Consider the following 13,906-nt stretch of genomic DNA (forward strand, 5'->3'; position numbering starts at 1 on the left):
AACAGCATGAAGAAGCTAACGGCTATTAGAATGATTTGGTATGAAAACAGGCTGTTTTTTTACCTGCTTATTGCCCTATCGCTTATCGGAAGTTTCCCCTTTTTTGTATTGGATAAAGTTTCTTTTTTTATCTTGCTCAAGCAGTGGCATCATCCTGTAGCCGATTGTATGGCGCTTTATTTGACCTGGTTAGGTGATGGGGTTACTTACCTAGCGCTGCTATCGATGGTTGCCTTGTTTCGTGCAAGTTGTAGAAAGCTTATCATTATGGGGGGAGCTTTCTCTGTATGTCTATTGTGGTACAATTACTGAAGCGTGTTTTTTTTTCCTGTATGCTAAGGCCTATAGCCTTGCTCCCTATAGATGCATCGCTCTACCTAGTAGATGGTGTGCGCTTATTAAGGGATTTAAGCTTTCCTTCAGGTCATGCTGCTACCATTTTTGTGTTGATATCTGTTGTACAGCTATTGTCTAGAAGCAAAAAAAAAAGCTACACTGTTATTTTATTAGGGCTGGCACTTATGGTTGCTTATTCAAGAATTTATCTTTGTCAGCATTTCTATATAGATGTCTATGCAGGTGCTTGGATTGGTATAATTTCTGCCCTAGTAGTCTATAGCTGCTCGCTTTATTTCCGTGGACCAGATTGGTTAGACCATTCTATCTATTTTTTGTTATATACATATGGAAAAGGATTGCCAATTAAAAAGTAGTAGCATTGCTTGTTTTTTAGTTAGCTTTGGGTGCATTTTTGCATGGGGAATCGGATCAATCCACCTATTTGATTTAGATGAGCTTTATTTTGCTGAGATTACCAGGGAAATGATGCGTACAGGTTCGTATGGTCAAGTCACCTTTAACTTTGAACCACTCTATGAAAAACCGCCCCTTTTCTTTTGGCTACAAGCGGCTAGTATGCATCTCTGGGGTATTAATGAGGTCGGCGCGCGTTTTCCTAACTTGTTGTGTGGACTATTGACCCTTGCAACCCTATATTACATAGGTCAACAATACAAGGGGAGATGGTTTGGTTTTTTATGGATGTGTTTGTATGCAACTGCTTTTTTACCTCATTTTTACTTTAAATCAGGTATTATAGATCCTTTTTTTAATTATTTTTTACTAACTGCTATCTATTTTTTATCACGTGCAGCCACACCATCCAAAGAATGGCTGTATGGCTGCGCAGGGCTATCTATAGGTTTTGCCCTACTGGCTAAGGGCCCTATGGGTTTTATTATACCACTGGCTACCTTATCGTTAGCTTATACTTGGTTTAAGGGAAGCGTAGTGCGGCTCAAGGGACTCATCTTAGCGCTGTTAGTGGCAACAGCTGTTTTATCCTGTTGGCTGATTCCAGAAATTTGGTCCAATGGATGCAGGTTTATTAAAGAATTTTGGGATTACCACTTACTGCTTTATCATCAACCTGTAGCTACCCATGTCCAACCTTGGTACTATCACTATTTGGTCCTTTTTTTTGGATGCTTTCCAAGTTCCCTATTTGCCATCTGCTTTTTGCAAGAAAAAAGATTGATTAGACCTCTTTCGAAATCGATTTGTGATCAGCAGTTTTTAGGAGAAGCGCAGTCGAGCACCGCAGCATACTCAGATGTATGTGAGGAGCATAGACAAGCTTCGACACCAAAATTGCCATTAGAAATCGAGTTTCGAAAGAGGGCTATTCAAGGAAATTATTTTGCAGCTAATATGCAAGCCTTATGGGCAGTTGTCCTGCTGATTTTTACGCTAGTGGGTACAAAGATTGTCCATTATAGTTCCATGGCCTATTTTCCTATAACCTTTTTTGCAGCTGGATTTTTTCATCAACGGATGTATAGTCTAAGAATAGGAGGAGTATTTTTAACCATTGGTCTAGTGCTAGGTAGTGTTTTAACCATTATGCCTTGGGTGATGAACCATAAAGCTGTATGGGTTCCCCTCATTAAAAACCAAACGATTAAAGATGCATTGGAGCTGCCTCTTGTATGGAACCACTGGGATAGCATACCAGGGGTTATCTATATGATAGGCATTGTCCTAGCCTACTATTACCTTGTGCGATTGCGTTTGGTTCCTTTTATCGGAACCTTTATGTCCATTAATATTTGTGTGCTGGCATTGTTTTTGCGTTATATAGCACCTAAGGTAGAAGCTTATACGCAAAAAGAGATGGTAGATTTCTGTAAAGCATGCAAAGGAAAGGATCTATACTTGCGTACCATTGGTTTTAAATCAGCTGCACCACTTTTCTATGCTGATCAGCCCAAAGGCTTAACGCAACCAGATATAACCTGGCTATTAGAAGGGGCTATTGATAAGCCTTGTTTTTTTATTTTATACAAAAGTGATCGCGCATCTTTGGAACATTATAAAGACATCACTTATCTAAAAAGTGCCGGATGCTTTGCGTTTTATAAACGGTTGCCTAAGCGATCGATGCAACCATATGATACCCCTGTTCCAAAATAAGCGGGAACGGATCCTGAAATAAAGTTGCGATTGGAACAATTCTCTATTCACTAATTTTTATCATCAGATTCCTAGAATGGTTTAATTATGTACTGCTTACTAAGCGGATAGGCGCTTCTTGTGCTTTTAATTAGCTAACCGTAACGGTGCACTGAAAGGCTTGTGTTTTGCTATTCTTTTCATTTTTGGCTACTGTGATCCTTAATACGTATGCACCAGGTTTTAAGGGGAATTGTTCCGGTAGGGGAAAGGTTATACCAGAGCTGCCTATTGCTTCCCCTTTAAGACGATTTAACCCTAGTTTTGGCGTATGATAATTGTTTGTGTTTGTTTTTTTGAGTGAAATAGTCTTAATAACATATTCCTCGGTTATACCGATTATTTCTAGCGTTATAGATTTCGTGGTGCCAACTTTTATGGTAATATCTTTTAAGCCAACGCTTGGTGACTCAGATGTGGTATCATTTTGCGGCTTCTCCTCCGCTATATTTTTGGAAGGATTAGCCCTATCATTTTTGGAAGCATCTTTCGTTATATTTTTGGAAGCATCGGCCTCTATGTTTTTGAAATCATCTTCCGCTATATTCTTGGAAGCATCTTCGTCTATATTTTTGGAAGCATCGGCCTCATCTTTGCTTGGGCAATCATTTTGTACCATTGTGTTACTATTGTATGCTGCTATGGTTTGTTTTGCGCTACATGATTCATTTTGCTTTTCATTTTTTGCTTTATCGTTAATAACTTGAATCGTACATTCTACCCATTGTTCTGTTGGCCGACTACCTTTTCCTGTTTTACCTATTTTAAGTTTTAATTCGTAATACCCATCTTGCTGCCTTGGATTAGTAGTTAAGGTAATGGGTAAACCAGTAGGGGGTATCGGCTGTTTAAGACGCTTTTTATAATCCTCAGTTATTCCAAATTTTCCTGTGCAATAGGTTCCATTTTTGCTTATTGAAATAGACTTAATGATATATCCCTCTGTGTTGCCGTTTGCTTTTAGCCTTATGGATTGCGTTGTTCCGGCATTTATGGTGATCTCTTCTAGCCTTATGGATTGCGTTGTTCCAGCTTTTATGGTAGTGTCTTCTAATTCAAATTTTGGTGGGGCTTGATCTGGTTGTTTTGGATCTGCTTGCAAGGGTTTACTATTTCCTGCGGAAGTAATCCCATCATCTTGTTGCGCTGTTGAGATTGAGATTGAGTGGGTCTTTAAAGCATTTTGTTGTTGTTTTTGGTCTTCAAAGATAAGATCAATCTGTTTAGAAGCCATTTCGTTTTTACAAGATGTAATATCTGTCAAAAACAAAAAGACTGAAAAAAGGCGATATAATCCGATAAGCTGATTGAGTATAAATATAATAAGCATGACAGAAGGTCTGTTAATGTAGCGTGTAAGTAAACTAGATTTCGATTAACTTACATAAAATAATCTGAGTCAACAATAGGGGCATGCAAATCACCACTTTGTGGCCTGTTGGCTGTTTTGTGCTTTGCAACTTTCTGGTTGGTTGATCGGGTGTTTTATAAAAATTTGACTGCAATGGCCTTTCATTAGACCTTCTGGAAAACCTATTTCTAATGGCAATTTTGGTGTCGAAGCTTGTCTATGCTCCTCAAATACATTTAGTATTCTGCGGTGCTCGACTGCACTTCTCCTAAAAACTGCTGATCACAAATAGGTTTTGCAGAAGGTCTATTATTGTCATGTTTTATAATATTACCTATCTTAAGATCCTTTTATTCGTTTAAGTGATATGAAAAATTTTATTGCCAGTTTACGCTGGCGTGGTATGATCCATGATATGGTTCCAGGTACAGCCGAACATCTAAGCAGCGGCATGGCTACTGGGTATGTTGGTTTTGACCCTTCTGCACCTTCTTTGCATCTAGGAAATTTGGTGGCGATTATGTTGTTAAAGCACTTCCAAGAAGCGGGCCATCAGCCTATTGCACTAGTGGGTGGCGCTACGGGCATGATTGGAGATCCTTCTGGACGTAGCCAAGAACGCCTGTTTTTAACAGAAGAAGTATTGCGTTACAATGAATCCTGTATTGCCAAACAATTGGAAAAGTTTTTAGACTTTTCTACTGGCCAAAATAAGGCTCTTCTATTAAATAATTTTGATTGGTTTAAAGATATTTCTTTCTTAAGCTTGTTGCGTGAGGTAGGCAAACACATACCTATTGGCTATATGATGGCTAAAGATAGTGTCAAGCAACGCATAGAGACCGGTATCTCTTATACCGAATTTTCCTATCAATTGTTACAAGCCTATGATTTTTATTATCTCTATCTACATAAAAATGTAACCCTACAAATGGGTGGGTCTGATCAATGGGGCAATTTAACTACAGGTGTTGAGCTGATTCGTAAAAAAGCGCAATGTCAAGCTTTTGCGGTCACTGCTCCTTTGCTGACCCGTGCGGATGGTACCAAATTTGGGAAAACAGCCTCTGGTAGCAATATATGGCTAGATCCAGCGAAAACATCTCCTTATGAACTCTATCAGTTTTTGTTGAATGGTGGTGATCATGAAGTAGAAAAGTTGATTAAAATATTTTCTTTTTGTACACAAGAGGAGGTAGAAGCGTTTATTTTGGCACACCAGGCCAAACCCGAAATGCGGCTGTTGCAGCAAACACTAGCTAAGATTGTCACCACTATGGTGCATTCAGAAGCAGCTTGTAGGCAAGCCATGGTTTGTAGCAATATTCTTTTTGGCCATACTGACTCAGTAGAGGCGCTCTATGCACTCAGTGAAGAGGACTTGCTGAATGTCTGTATCACGATACCTAAGGTGCCTATTGCAAGAACTGCTTTAGAGGCAGTAGATACAATGGTTTCTTTATTATCTGTGGCTACGGAAAATCGTATTATTCCTTCTAAATCAGAAGCAAGACGCGTAATTGCTTCATCTGGTATGAAGGTCAATAAGGTATTGATTACTGATCCTTATAAGAAACCGGATGTTGCCTTGTTACATAATCGTTATCTATTGGTGCAAAAAGGAAAAAAGAATTACTACCTTATTGTTGTTGAATAATTTTTTTATAAAAAGATGATCACTAGCTCTTTTAGCAGTGCGGTATATGGTGTAGATGCTTTTATTATATCCATAGAGGTAAGTATTGTAAGTGGGACGAGTCTATTTATGGTAGGGCTTCCAGATAATGCGATTAAAGAGAGCCAGCACCGAATAGAATCGGTATTAAAACATATTAAATGCACAATGCCTCGGCAGCGTGTGATTGTAAACCTTGCGCCAGCGGATATACGTAAGGAGGGGCTGCTTATGATCTACCGATTGCCTTATCTATTTTACATGCCTCAGAACAATATAATTTATCCCGGTTGTCTACCTATGTGATTATGGGTGAATTGGCTTTAGATGGAACCTTGAGGCCGGTAAAAGGGGTATTGCCTATTGCCATTGAAGCCCATAAGCATGCCTTTAAAGGTATTATTGTGCCAGAAAAGAATGGTCCAGAGGCGGGTATTGTGCGTAAAATAGAGGTTATTGCTGTTAACCATATTACAGAAGCCATTGAATTCTTATCAGGGGAACGTACCATTCATCCTGTAGAGGTAGATACACGTAACCTCTTTGAAGCGCAATCAGATGCCTATGCAGTAGATTTTGCAGATGTACAAGGGCAAGAAAATATCAAAAGGGCTTTGGAAATTGCAGCAGCTGGCGGTCATAATGTCATTATGATTGGACCTCCTGGGGCAGGTAAGACCATGTTGGCCAAGCGGTTGCCCTCTATTTTGCCTCCTTTTACCTTGGCTGAAACACTAGAAACCACTAAAATTTATTCTGTAATTGGCCGAATGGATAGCCAGTATGGACTGTTTGTCTATACGGCCTTTTCGTGCGCCTCACCATACGATTAGTGATGTAGCATTGGTAGGAGGGGGCACTTTCCCGCAACCGGGTGAGATTTCTTTGGCCCATCATGGCGTGCTTTTTTTAGATGAATTACCAGAGTTTAGACGGAGCGTACTAGAAGTGATGCGTCAACCTTTGGAAGATGGTAAAGTGGTGATTTCAAGAGCTAAATTTTCCATTGAGTTTCCAGCTAACTTTATGCTTATTGCCAGCATGAATCCTTGTCCCTGTGGTTATTACAACCATCCTGAAAAAGAATGTGTGTGTAGTACGGTTCATGTGCAACGTTATCTCAATAAGGTCAGTGGACCACTGTTGGATAGGATAGATCTACATGTAGAAGTGGTACCCATACTCTTTGAAGAATTAACTGCTTCCAAAAAAAATGAACCAAGCCATCTGATTCGGGAACGTGTGGTGCAGGCTAGGAAGATACAGGAAAAACGTTTTCAAGATCATAGACAACTCTATACCAATGCACGTATGTCTTCTGCAATGACTAAAATGTTTTGTCCTATTTCAAAGGCTGGGCAAAAGCTATTGCAAGTAGCCATGGAAAAATTGGGGCTTTCAGCAAGAGCGTACGAAAGAATTTTAAAAGTATCTAGAACCATTGCAGATTTAGCAGGTAGTCAAAATATATCAGAAGTCCATTTAGCTGAAGCCATTCAATACCGTAGCTTGGATCGAGCAGGATGGGGGAGTTAAGGAATTTTTTCCTTTAGAAATAGGTTTTGCAGAAGGTCTATGGATACCATTATTAGGTAGTTTGTAGCTTCCAAAGCTTAGCATATAATCCTTTTTGTTGCAGTAAACGATCATGGGTACCTTCCTCAATCATTCTACCTTGATCCAATACCAAAATGTGATCGGCCTGTTTAATGGTACCCAGTCGATGGGCGATGCTGATAACCGTGCGATCGTGGCAAATAGCATCTATATTAGCCATAATGGCTGCTTCAGATTCATAATCAAGGGCAGCAGTAGCCTCATCTAGAATCAGGATCTTTGGATTACTCAATAAAGCTCTAGCTAGTGCAATGCGCTGACGCTGTCCACCCGATAAACCGCTACCTCTTTCTCCTATATGGGTCTGGTAGCCTTCTGGCAAAGCATTAATAAAACCATCCGCTCCAGCTAGTTTCACAGCTTGTATCACTTGATCTTGGCTTGCTTGTGGCGCACATAATGTGATGTTATCGAGTATTGATCCAGCAAATAACATGTTGTCTTGCAGTACTACACCCATGCTACGACGCAATGCATTGGCATCCATAATGGCTATATCCATACCATCTATTAAGATGCTTCCTTTCTGTGGCCTATGTAGTCGTTGCAATAATCTGGTTAACGTACTTTTACCAGAACCAGAAGGTCCTGTAATCCCTATAAATGTACCAGCTTCTATCGTAAAAGAGAGATTGCTTAAAACCTCTGGTGTATCATCCTGGTAGCGAAAACTTAGATGCTGAAATGCTATTTTTCCCTTTACAGCTGGCAAGGATGCGACGCTTTTGCTTCCTGTTTCTGATTCAGTATATAAAATATCTCCAATACGGCGTAGGGTAATCATGGTATGCTGAAAGTCCTGCCAGATTTGTGCCAAACGTAAAATAGGCTGGGTTACATGACTGGCCAGCATATTGAAAGCGACCAGTCCGCCAACCGTTAGTTCTCCCTTAAGCACAGTCTTTACGCCTAGCCATAATAACCATGCAGTAGTAAGTTTTTGTATGAGGCTAATACCTTGTCCAGCTGTGATGGCCACTTTTTTAGCTGAAAAGGCCTCACGTAGTTGACCAGCCAATACTTGCTGCCACTGTTTAAGAAAATCTGGTTCCGTAGCAGTAGCCTTTAGCACCTCTATACCGGTTATGGTTTCAGTTAAATAGGCGGTAGACAGCGCATTCGCATCATATGCTCTGGTGGTACGATAACGGATGATTTGGCTCATGATTAGCCAAAATAGGGCATATGCTATTAAAGATACTACCACGAGCCAGGCTAATGTGGTAGCATAGCTAAACATGACCCCTATAAATAGTGAGATAAACACAATATCTAGCACCAGCATTAAGACTGATCCAGTTAAAAACTGACGAATATGATCCATCTCTCTTACTCGTGCTACAATTTGTCCCGTTTGTCTCTGCAAAAAGTAGTTTAATGGTAAAGTGAGCAGATGGCGATAGAGTTTAGCCGACCATTCAGCATGTATCTTGTTAGATAAGTTGGTAAATATTTTACTTCTTAAGCAACTATAGACAGGCTCTGCTATGGCAAGGGATAACATGGCTATAGCCAGTACATGTAAACTAGTCAGCCCTCTACTGACTAGTACGCGATCTATAACATTTTGAAACAGCAATGGGCTTACCAATGCCATCAATTGTAGTACCAAAGACAAAACCAATACATCCCGCAGCTGGCCTATATGCCGCAATATAGAGGGCAAAAACCAGTATATACCAGAGGTAATATCAGCAACTTGAAGCTCTTTTTCAGCTAGTAAAACTATTGGCGTATGCTGCGTAATCTTAGGCAATGGTTCTTGATAGCGCATTTGGGTGGCTATATCATACCGCCAACAGGATCCATCTGATTCAATTTTTTCAATAATATTCCATTGTCCATTTAAACAAATAAGTATAGGCACAGGTAATGCTAAAAGATTCCGATCAAATTTTTCATACCATTTGGCATGTAAGCCCATTTTTTTAGCTGATTTACATAGATCCAAAGCGGTTAATTGGGCCGCATCTGTGCCAAGGCTATGATAAAGTGTTTCCTCTGTTACGATTACTTCAAAGTACTGAGGCGCCTTTAATAAGGCTGGTATACCATATTTTCCTTTAATCATGGTTCTCGACAGGATTGTGATCTATAGGCGCTAATGGGGCTAAGTAAATAATCTATTACACGCCTTTTTCCAATTTTAATTTCAGCAGTGATGGCCATACCAGGGGTTAAGCTTACTGGTTTGCCATGAACCATGATATAATTTTGTTCAAGTTCAATTTGGGCTGGAAAAACGGATTCGGTAGTATAAGGTCTATTGCGTTTAACCGAATCACGCGATAGGTTGAGTACCTTACCATTAATCGTGCCATAACGGCTGTAAGGAAAGGCTTCAACTTTTACCGTAACCCATTGCCCAGGGCTAACAAAACCTATGTGGCTATTGGTAATATCAATTTCTGCTTGTTTAGGCGCATCATGTGGCGCAATAATCATTAAGGTTTGGCCAGCTTGGACGATACCCCCAATGGTATGCACAGCAAGTTGTTGTACGATGCCATCTAGTGGCGCTTCTAAGATCTGTAAACGGCTACGATCTTGCGCTTTGGCCAATTCTTGCGTTGCTATTAATAGCGCAGCTGCTGCTTTATTTAAACCATCATGCCAGGTTTTATGTGTTTGTGTTATATAGCTGATTTTATCCTTTTTCAGCCTATTGGCCCGTGCTTGTAATATTTTTAGCTCTTTGTGTTTGGTAGCTATTGATAGTTTTGTTTCTAATGCTTCTTTTTCTTTGGCTAGTAGTTCCATTTTAGGCATAATGTTAGATTTTGCCAGTTTACGGCTGGAGGCCAGACGTTGTTCTATGTTATGCAGTAGTTTTTGTAAATATTTTATACTGGTCTGGTTAGCTATTTGTTCAGATCGGTTAATGGCTAGGTTTGTATCAAACTTGTTTAACATGGCTTGATGTGCTTGCCAAGTGCTCATAAGGTGTGCTTTAGTTCTTGCTGCTATGGATTTTTCTATATCATTGGGTATGATGAAATCCTTTAAGGGTTGGCTACTCAGCAATGCTTTATAGCGTGCCAGTTCTAATTGCCCGAAAGATTTTTGTGCCTCGTGGCGACGCATCTCTTGTGCAGATCCTGCTATGTTTAGTACCAATAACTTATCTCCTGCTTTAACATGTGTTCCATCTTTTACTAATATTTCTGCTATCTTACCAGGTTCATAAGGTTGAATATGCTGCGAGCGGCTGGGTAAGATAAGCCTGCCATAGGCAGTAGCATGAATATCTAATTCACCCCACAAAGCCCAAATGAATGCCAGCGATACCAATATACTGATGACTATAGCGGTTACCCTAGCACTCGGTGAAGGCGGACGCTCCATCGATTCAATATAAGAAGGTAAAAATTCGTATGAATCATAGCGATCTTTCCGGCTAGTAGCATATAATGGTTTCATGGTTTGCTAAAATTAAACTTTAGGTCTCTGGTTGTAAATCTTGTTGTAGTTTCCATAAAAGTGCATATTTGCCATCTAGTCTTAATAAGGTTTCATGCTTTCCTTCTTCAATGATGCTCCCTTGCTCCAGCACGATAATCTTATCACAATGTTGCACAGTAGACAAACGGTGGGCAATAGTAATGACCGTACGTTGATGGGCTATTTTAGCCATATTGGTTTGAATCAAGCCCTGAGACTTGTCATCTAAAGCGCTTGTAGCCTCATCAAAGATCAGTATGCTAGGGTCGGTTAATAGGGCACGGGCAATAGCAATGCGCTGTCTTTGCCCGCCTGATAGAGAGCTGCCTCCTTCAGCCAATACCGTATCATAACCCATAGGGAGTCGTAAAATAAATGCATGCGCTCCTGCTAGTTCTGCAGCACGTATCACTGATTCTAAAGAAGCTTGAGGAAAAGATAAGGCAATGTTATCCCGTACCGTTCTGTTGAATAAAAAATTCTCTTGCAATACTACAGCTATTTGCTGACGGAGGCCACGTAGATCTAGGCTATCCAGTGGTATGCCACCAAATTGTATTTCTCCTTTTTCTGGTATATAAAGCCTCAAAAGCAACCGAGCAAGGGTACTTTTTCCAGAACCTGATGCGCCTACTATACCCACATGGCTACCAGCCTGAATGGCTAATGAGATATTGTCTAAGGCAAGGGCCCACCTGGTTGGTAGCGAAAGGTTACCTGGTCTAAAGTAATAGCACCTTGTAGACTTTGTTGTTGCCTTATTGTTTCTTGTTCAACCGGTAGGTTAAGTATATCACCCAGTTTATCTATTGCCACTCGAGCCTGAATAAATTGCCCCCATAATGCAACCAGTTTAGCCAGTGGTGTAGAAAAATGCTGATAAAGCATATTAAAGGCTATCAATTGACCAGTGGTTATGGAAAGGTTGATCACGGACCCAGCGCCATACCATAAAATCAATAGGCTGGTCAGCTTCCCTATTCCTTCAACTATATGGTGAGATAGGGAGGATAATACTTGGCTACGGTAGCTGGCGTTTACTAGATCTCTTGTTTGCATTTCCCAACGGTAGGACAAACGAGGCTCTACGGCTAAACTTTTGATAGTTTCTGCGCCAGCTATGCTTTCTGTTAGGAAAGCCGTATTTGCTGCACTATATTGGAATTGCATCTCCATGCGCACCTGTTGTGGCTTGGTAATGCGCCAAGCCACAATGATATAAAAAGGAATAGAGGCCAAAACTATTTTCGTTAATGCAGGTGACAAGACCCACATTACCAAAAGAAATAAACCCATAAAACTCATATCAACCACCAAACTAAATAGTGCGCCACTCAAAAACGATCTAATGCTATCCAGCTGGCAGACACGAGTTACCAATGAACCAACTGGTCGATTCTTAAAATAAAGTAAGGGTAACCCAAGCAAATGTTTGACTAGTTTCATACCTAGTAACATATCTATGCGACGGGTTGTATGGGCATATTGGTATTCGCGCAACCCCTTAAGCACTACTTCAAAAGTACTCGTAACCACTAAACCAAATATCAATACATCTAAAGTATGGTGCGTTTTATAGACTATAACTTTATCCATGATTATCTGAAAGAATAGGGGAAGTATAAGCGCTAATAGCTGTAAGACAAGGGAAAAGGATAATACTTCCGCTAGTATAGCCCGGTGTGCCCAAAAAGTTGGTACGAACCAAGACCAGTTAAATTTTAATGATGCACTAGATAAAGCAATTACTTTTCCACTCCAATTATTCCGCAGTTGTTCCCTAGACCACAGTTCGCTATGCGATTGGAGTGGGTGTTGTATTAAGGCATGCGTTGTATTTATTTTGGCTACTATGCGATAGACACCATCAGTTGCAAGAAAAGCTATGGGTGCATGATCAGCTACAAGATTAGCATGTTTTATTTTTTTCTGTTTTAATTTTACGCCATAGGCTTTGTTTAGTGCCTTTAAGCCAGCGTCAATATCCTGGGACATATACCCTCAGATGCCTCAATACCTGCTAATTTTAGTAATAATTTGCTACAAGTTACCGCACTTTCTATATCTATATGGGTCATGGTCTGTACTATTTTGGACAAATGTATGATGCGTATGATAGGTGTTGTCCATAGGTGAAGTATTGCCAGCGACTTGGTCGCTCTGTGGCATGCCGCATATATCTTGTTTTAAGAGATTGATATTAACTTTATGGTAATCAGATGAAAAACCTATTTGCATTGTTGACAACAACGTTACTATTTTCAGCTGGAGCATGGTCTCTATTAGCATGGTTAATGAACGTTTCTATAATCTTATTTGCTGATGCTATATTATTGAAATTGTTTAAAGGAGTTTCTCCAAGCTTGCTGGTCGCTTCGATTATTTCTTTGAAGGTTTTCCAACCGTCGTCAATATTTTTGGCATAGGTGAGTAATGTATCTACCACCTTATCATGACCCTCTTTAGCTGCTATATGACAAGCAGTGTTTCCACTGCTGTCCTTAGCTTGTATTAAAGCCTTTACGGTTTCCTGATTCAAAGGTGCTAGTAATGGCGCTACAGTGACATCGTGGCCACGATAGGCTGCTAGATGCAAAGCAGTGTGTCCATCCTCATTCTTATCTGTTATTAACCTCTTCAAGGCTTTTGGATCATCTCTAAAAGGTGCTAGTAATTCTTCTACAATGGTAGTATGGCCATTTACAGCTGCTAGATGCAAAGGAGTGTATCATTCCCTATCCTGATCTTGTATTAACGTTTTCAAGGCTTTCAGATCATCTCTAAAAGGTGCTAGTAATTGCGTTAGAGTGGCATCGTTTCCATTTGGCTGCTCCATGTAAAGCAGTGTGTCCATCCTCGTCTTGAGTTTTTATGAATTCCTTTAAAGCTTTCGGATCATCTCTAAAAGATTCGAGGAGTGAGGCTACAACAGTAGGATTGTTCTTTAAAGCTGCTCCATGTAAAGTAGTGCGTCCATTGTTGTCCTTAGCGCTTATGAACTTCTGTAAAGCTTTCGGATCATCTTTAAAAGATGCTAGTAATTGCGTTACAGTGGCATCATGGCCATTTAAAGCTGCTAGATGCAAAGCGGTGCATCCATTGCGCCTCTCTTTACTCATAACGAATTGCTGAAGTATGTCTAAATCTACACCTTTAAGGCTATTTAATAGAAAACTTATAATATTTAGATTGTTTTCTTTTGCTGCAATATGTAATGCAGTGTATCCTTGTTGATGCTTAAGTAGATTAGGGTTATTTTGCCATAATGTTCTAATGATGGCTCCATATTGTTCCAATACTGTTTCTGGAAA

Annotated in this window: 11 protein-coding genes and 2 pseudogenes; 5 read left to right on the forward strand and 8 right to left on the reverse strand. The window is 40.1% G+C overall.

The window, feature by feature from the left end; genetic code table 11:
- Positions 1-6 precede the first annotated feature (6 nt).
- The 3 genes from FPG78_RS01740 to FPG78_RS01750 are packed head-to-tail and all read left to right on the forward strand — an operon-like array spanning position 7 to position 2,472.
- Entirely contained in the window at positions 7-312 is a 306-nt protein-coding gene (locus FPG78_RS01740; protein WP_144086341.1) for a hypothetical protein, read from the forward strand.
- Positions 288-713: a phosphatase PAP2 family protein gene (locus tag FPG78_RS01745; RefSeq protein ID WP_144086342.1), complete on the forward strand. Its 426-nt coding sequence runs from the start codon at positions 288-290 to the stop codon at positions 711-713. Before FPG78_RS01740 ends, FPG78_RS01745 begins: the two co-directional genes overlap by 25 nt.
- Positions 685-2,472 carry a glycosyltransferase family 39 protein gene (locus tag FPG78_RS01750; RefSeq protein WP_144086343.1) on the forward strand — a complete coding sequence of 596 codons (1,788 nt, stop codon included), beginning with the start codon at positions 685-687 and terminating at the stop codon, positions 2,470-2,472. The genes FPG78_RS01745 and FPG78_RS01750 overlap by 29 nt, the downstream gene beginning before the upstream one ends.
- A 130-nt stretch (positions 2,473-2,602) precedes the next feature.
- On the opposite strand, the gene FPG78_RS01755 is transcribed toward FPG78_RS01750, so the two are convergent.
- Positions 2,603-3,775 (reverse strand): hypothetical protein, encoded by a 1,173-nt coding sequence (locus tag FPG78_RS01755; protein WP_144086344.1) that lies wholly within the window; start codon positions 3,773-3,775, stop codon positions 2,603-2,605.
- Positions 3,776-4,229: 454 nt separating this feature from the next.
- Here FPG78_RS01755 and tyrS point away from each other — a divergent pair, with 454 nt between their 5' ends.
- The gene (tyrS, locus tag FPG78_RS01760; RefSeq protein ID WP_144086345.1) at positions 4,230-5,519 is read left to right on the forward strand and encodes a tyrosine--tRNA ligase; all 1,290 of its coding nucleotides are present in this window, start codon (positions 4,230-4,232) and stop codon (positions 5,517-5,519) included.
- A 15-nt stretch (positions 5,520-5,534) separates the two neighbouring features.
- Positions 5,535-7,073: pseudogene (locus tag FPG78_RS01765) on the forward strand (YifB family Mg chelatase-like AAA ATPase).
- A 52-nt stretch (positions 7,074-7,125) separates the two neighbouring features.
- Here the strand turns inward: FPG78_RS01765 and FPG78_RS01770 are convergent.
- From FPG78_RS01770 to FPG78_RS01790, 7 genes and pseudogenes are all read right to left on the reverse strand, one after another.
- On the reverse strand, positions 7,126-9,225 hold the full coding sequence (locus FPG78_RS01770) for a type I secretion system permease/ATPase (RefSeq protein ID WP_144086346.1): 2,100 nt from the start codon (positions 9,223-9,225) through the stop codon (positions 7,126-7,128).
- A complete protein-coding gene (locus FPG78_RS01775; protein ID WP_144086347.1) occupies positions 9,222-10,574 on the reverse strand; it encodes an HlyD family type I secretion periplasmic adaptor subunit in 1,353 nt (450 codons plus the stop codon). The genes FPG78_RS01770 and FPG78_RS01775 overlap by 4 nt, the downstream gene beginning before the upstream one ends.
- 19 nt (positions 10,575-10,593) lie before the next feature.
- Positions 10,594-11,238 carry an ABC transporter ATP-binding protein gene (locus FPG78_RS07525; RefSeq protein WP_255431701.1) on the reverse strand — a complete coding sequence of 215 codons (645 nt, stop codon included), beginning with the start codon at positions 11,236-11,238 and terminating at the stop codon, positions 10,594-10,596.
- Between the two features lie 35 nt (positions 11,239-11,273).
- Positions 11,274-12,590 (reverse strand): ABC transporter transmembrane domain-containing protein, encoded by a 1,317-nt coding sequence (locus tag FPG78_RS01780; RefSeq protein ID WP_223261947.1) that lies wholly within the window; start codon positions 12,588-12,590, stop codon positions 11,274-11,276.
- A 220-nt stretch (positions 12,591-12,810) separates the two neighbouring features.
- Positions 12,811-13,281 (reverse strand): ankyrin repeat domain-containing protein, encoded by a 471-nt coding sequence (locus tag FPG78_RS08315; protein ID WP_420888390.1) that lies wholly within the window; start codon positions 13,279-13,281, stop codon positions 12,811-12,813.
- Positions 13,264-13,320: pseudogene (locus FPG78_RS08375) on the reverse strand (hypothetical protein); the annotation flags it as partial. The pseudogene FPG78_RS08375 and the gene FPG78_RS08315, both read right to left, overlap by 18 nt.
- Before the next feature lie 55 nt (positions 13,321-13,375).
- The gene (locus FPG78_RS01790) at positions 13,376-13,891 is read right to left on the reverse strand and encodes an ankyrin repeat domain-containing protein (protein ID WP_186292403.1); all 516 of its coding nucleotides are present in this window, start codon (positions 13,889-13,891) and stop codon (positions 13,376-13,378) included.
- Between the last annotated feature and the right edge of the window lie 15 nt (positions 13,892-13,906).

The sequence above is a fragment of the Cardinium endosymbiont of Dermatophagoides farinae genome, from assembly GCF_007559345.1.
In the GTDB taxonomy this organism is placed as follows: Bacteria; Bacteroidota; Bacteroidia; order Cytophagales; family Amoebophilaceae; genus Cardinium.

Coding starts and splice junctions, on each gene's coding strand:
- tyrS (WP_144086345.1), top strand. CDS start 4,230: ATGAAAAATTTTATTGCCAGTTTACGCTGGCGTGGTATGATCCATGAT.
- FPG78_RS01745 (WP_144086342.1), top strand. CDS start 288: ATGTCTATTGTGGTACAATTACTGAAGCGTGTTTTTTTTTCCTGTATG.
- FPG78_RS01740 (WP_144086341.1), top strand. CDS start 7: ATGAAGAAGCTAACGGCTATTAGAATGATTTGGTATGAAAACAGGCTG.
- FPG78_RS01775 (WP_144086347.1), bottom strand. CDS start 10,574: ATGAAACCATTATATGCTACTAGCCGGAAAGATCGCTATGATTCATAC.
- FPG78_RS01780 (WP_223261947.1), bottom strand. CDS start 12,590: ATGTCCCAGGATATTGACGCTGGCTTAAAGGCACTAAACAAAGCCTAT.
- FPG78_RS01750 (WP_144086343.1), top strand. CDS start 685: ATGGAAAAGGATTGCCAATTAAAAAGTAGTAGCATTGCTTGTTTTTTA.
- FPG78_RS01770 (WP_144086346.1), bottom strand. CDS start 9,225: ATGATTAAAGGAAAATATGGTATACCAGCCTTATTAAAGGCGCCTCAG.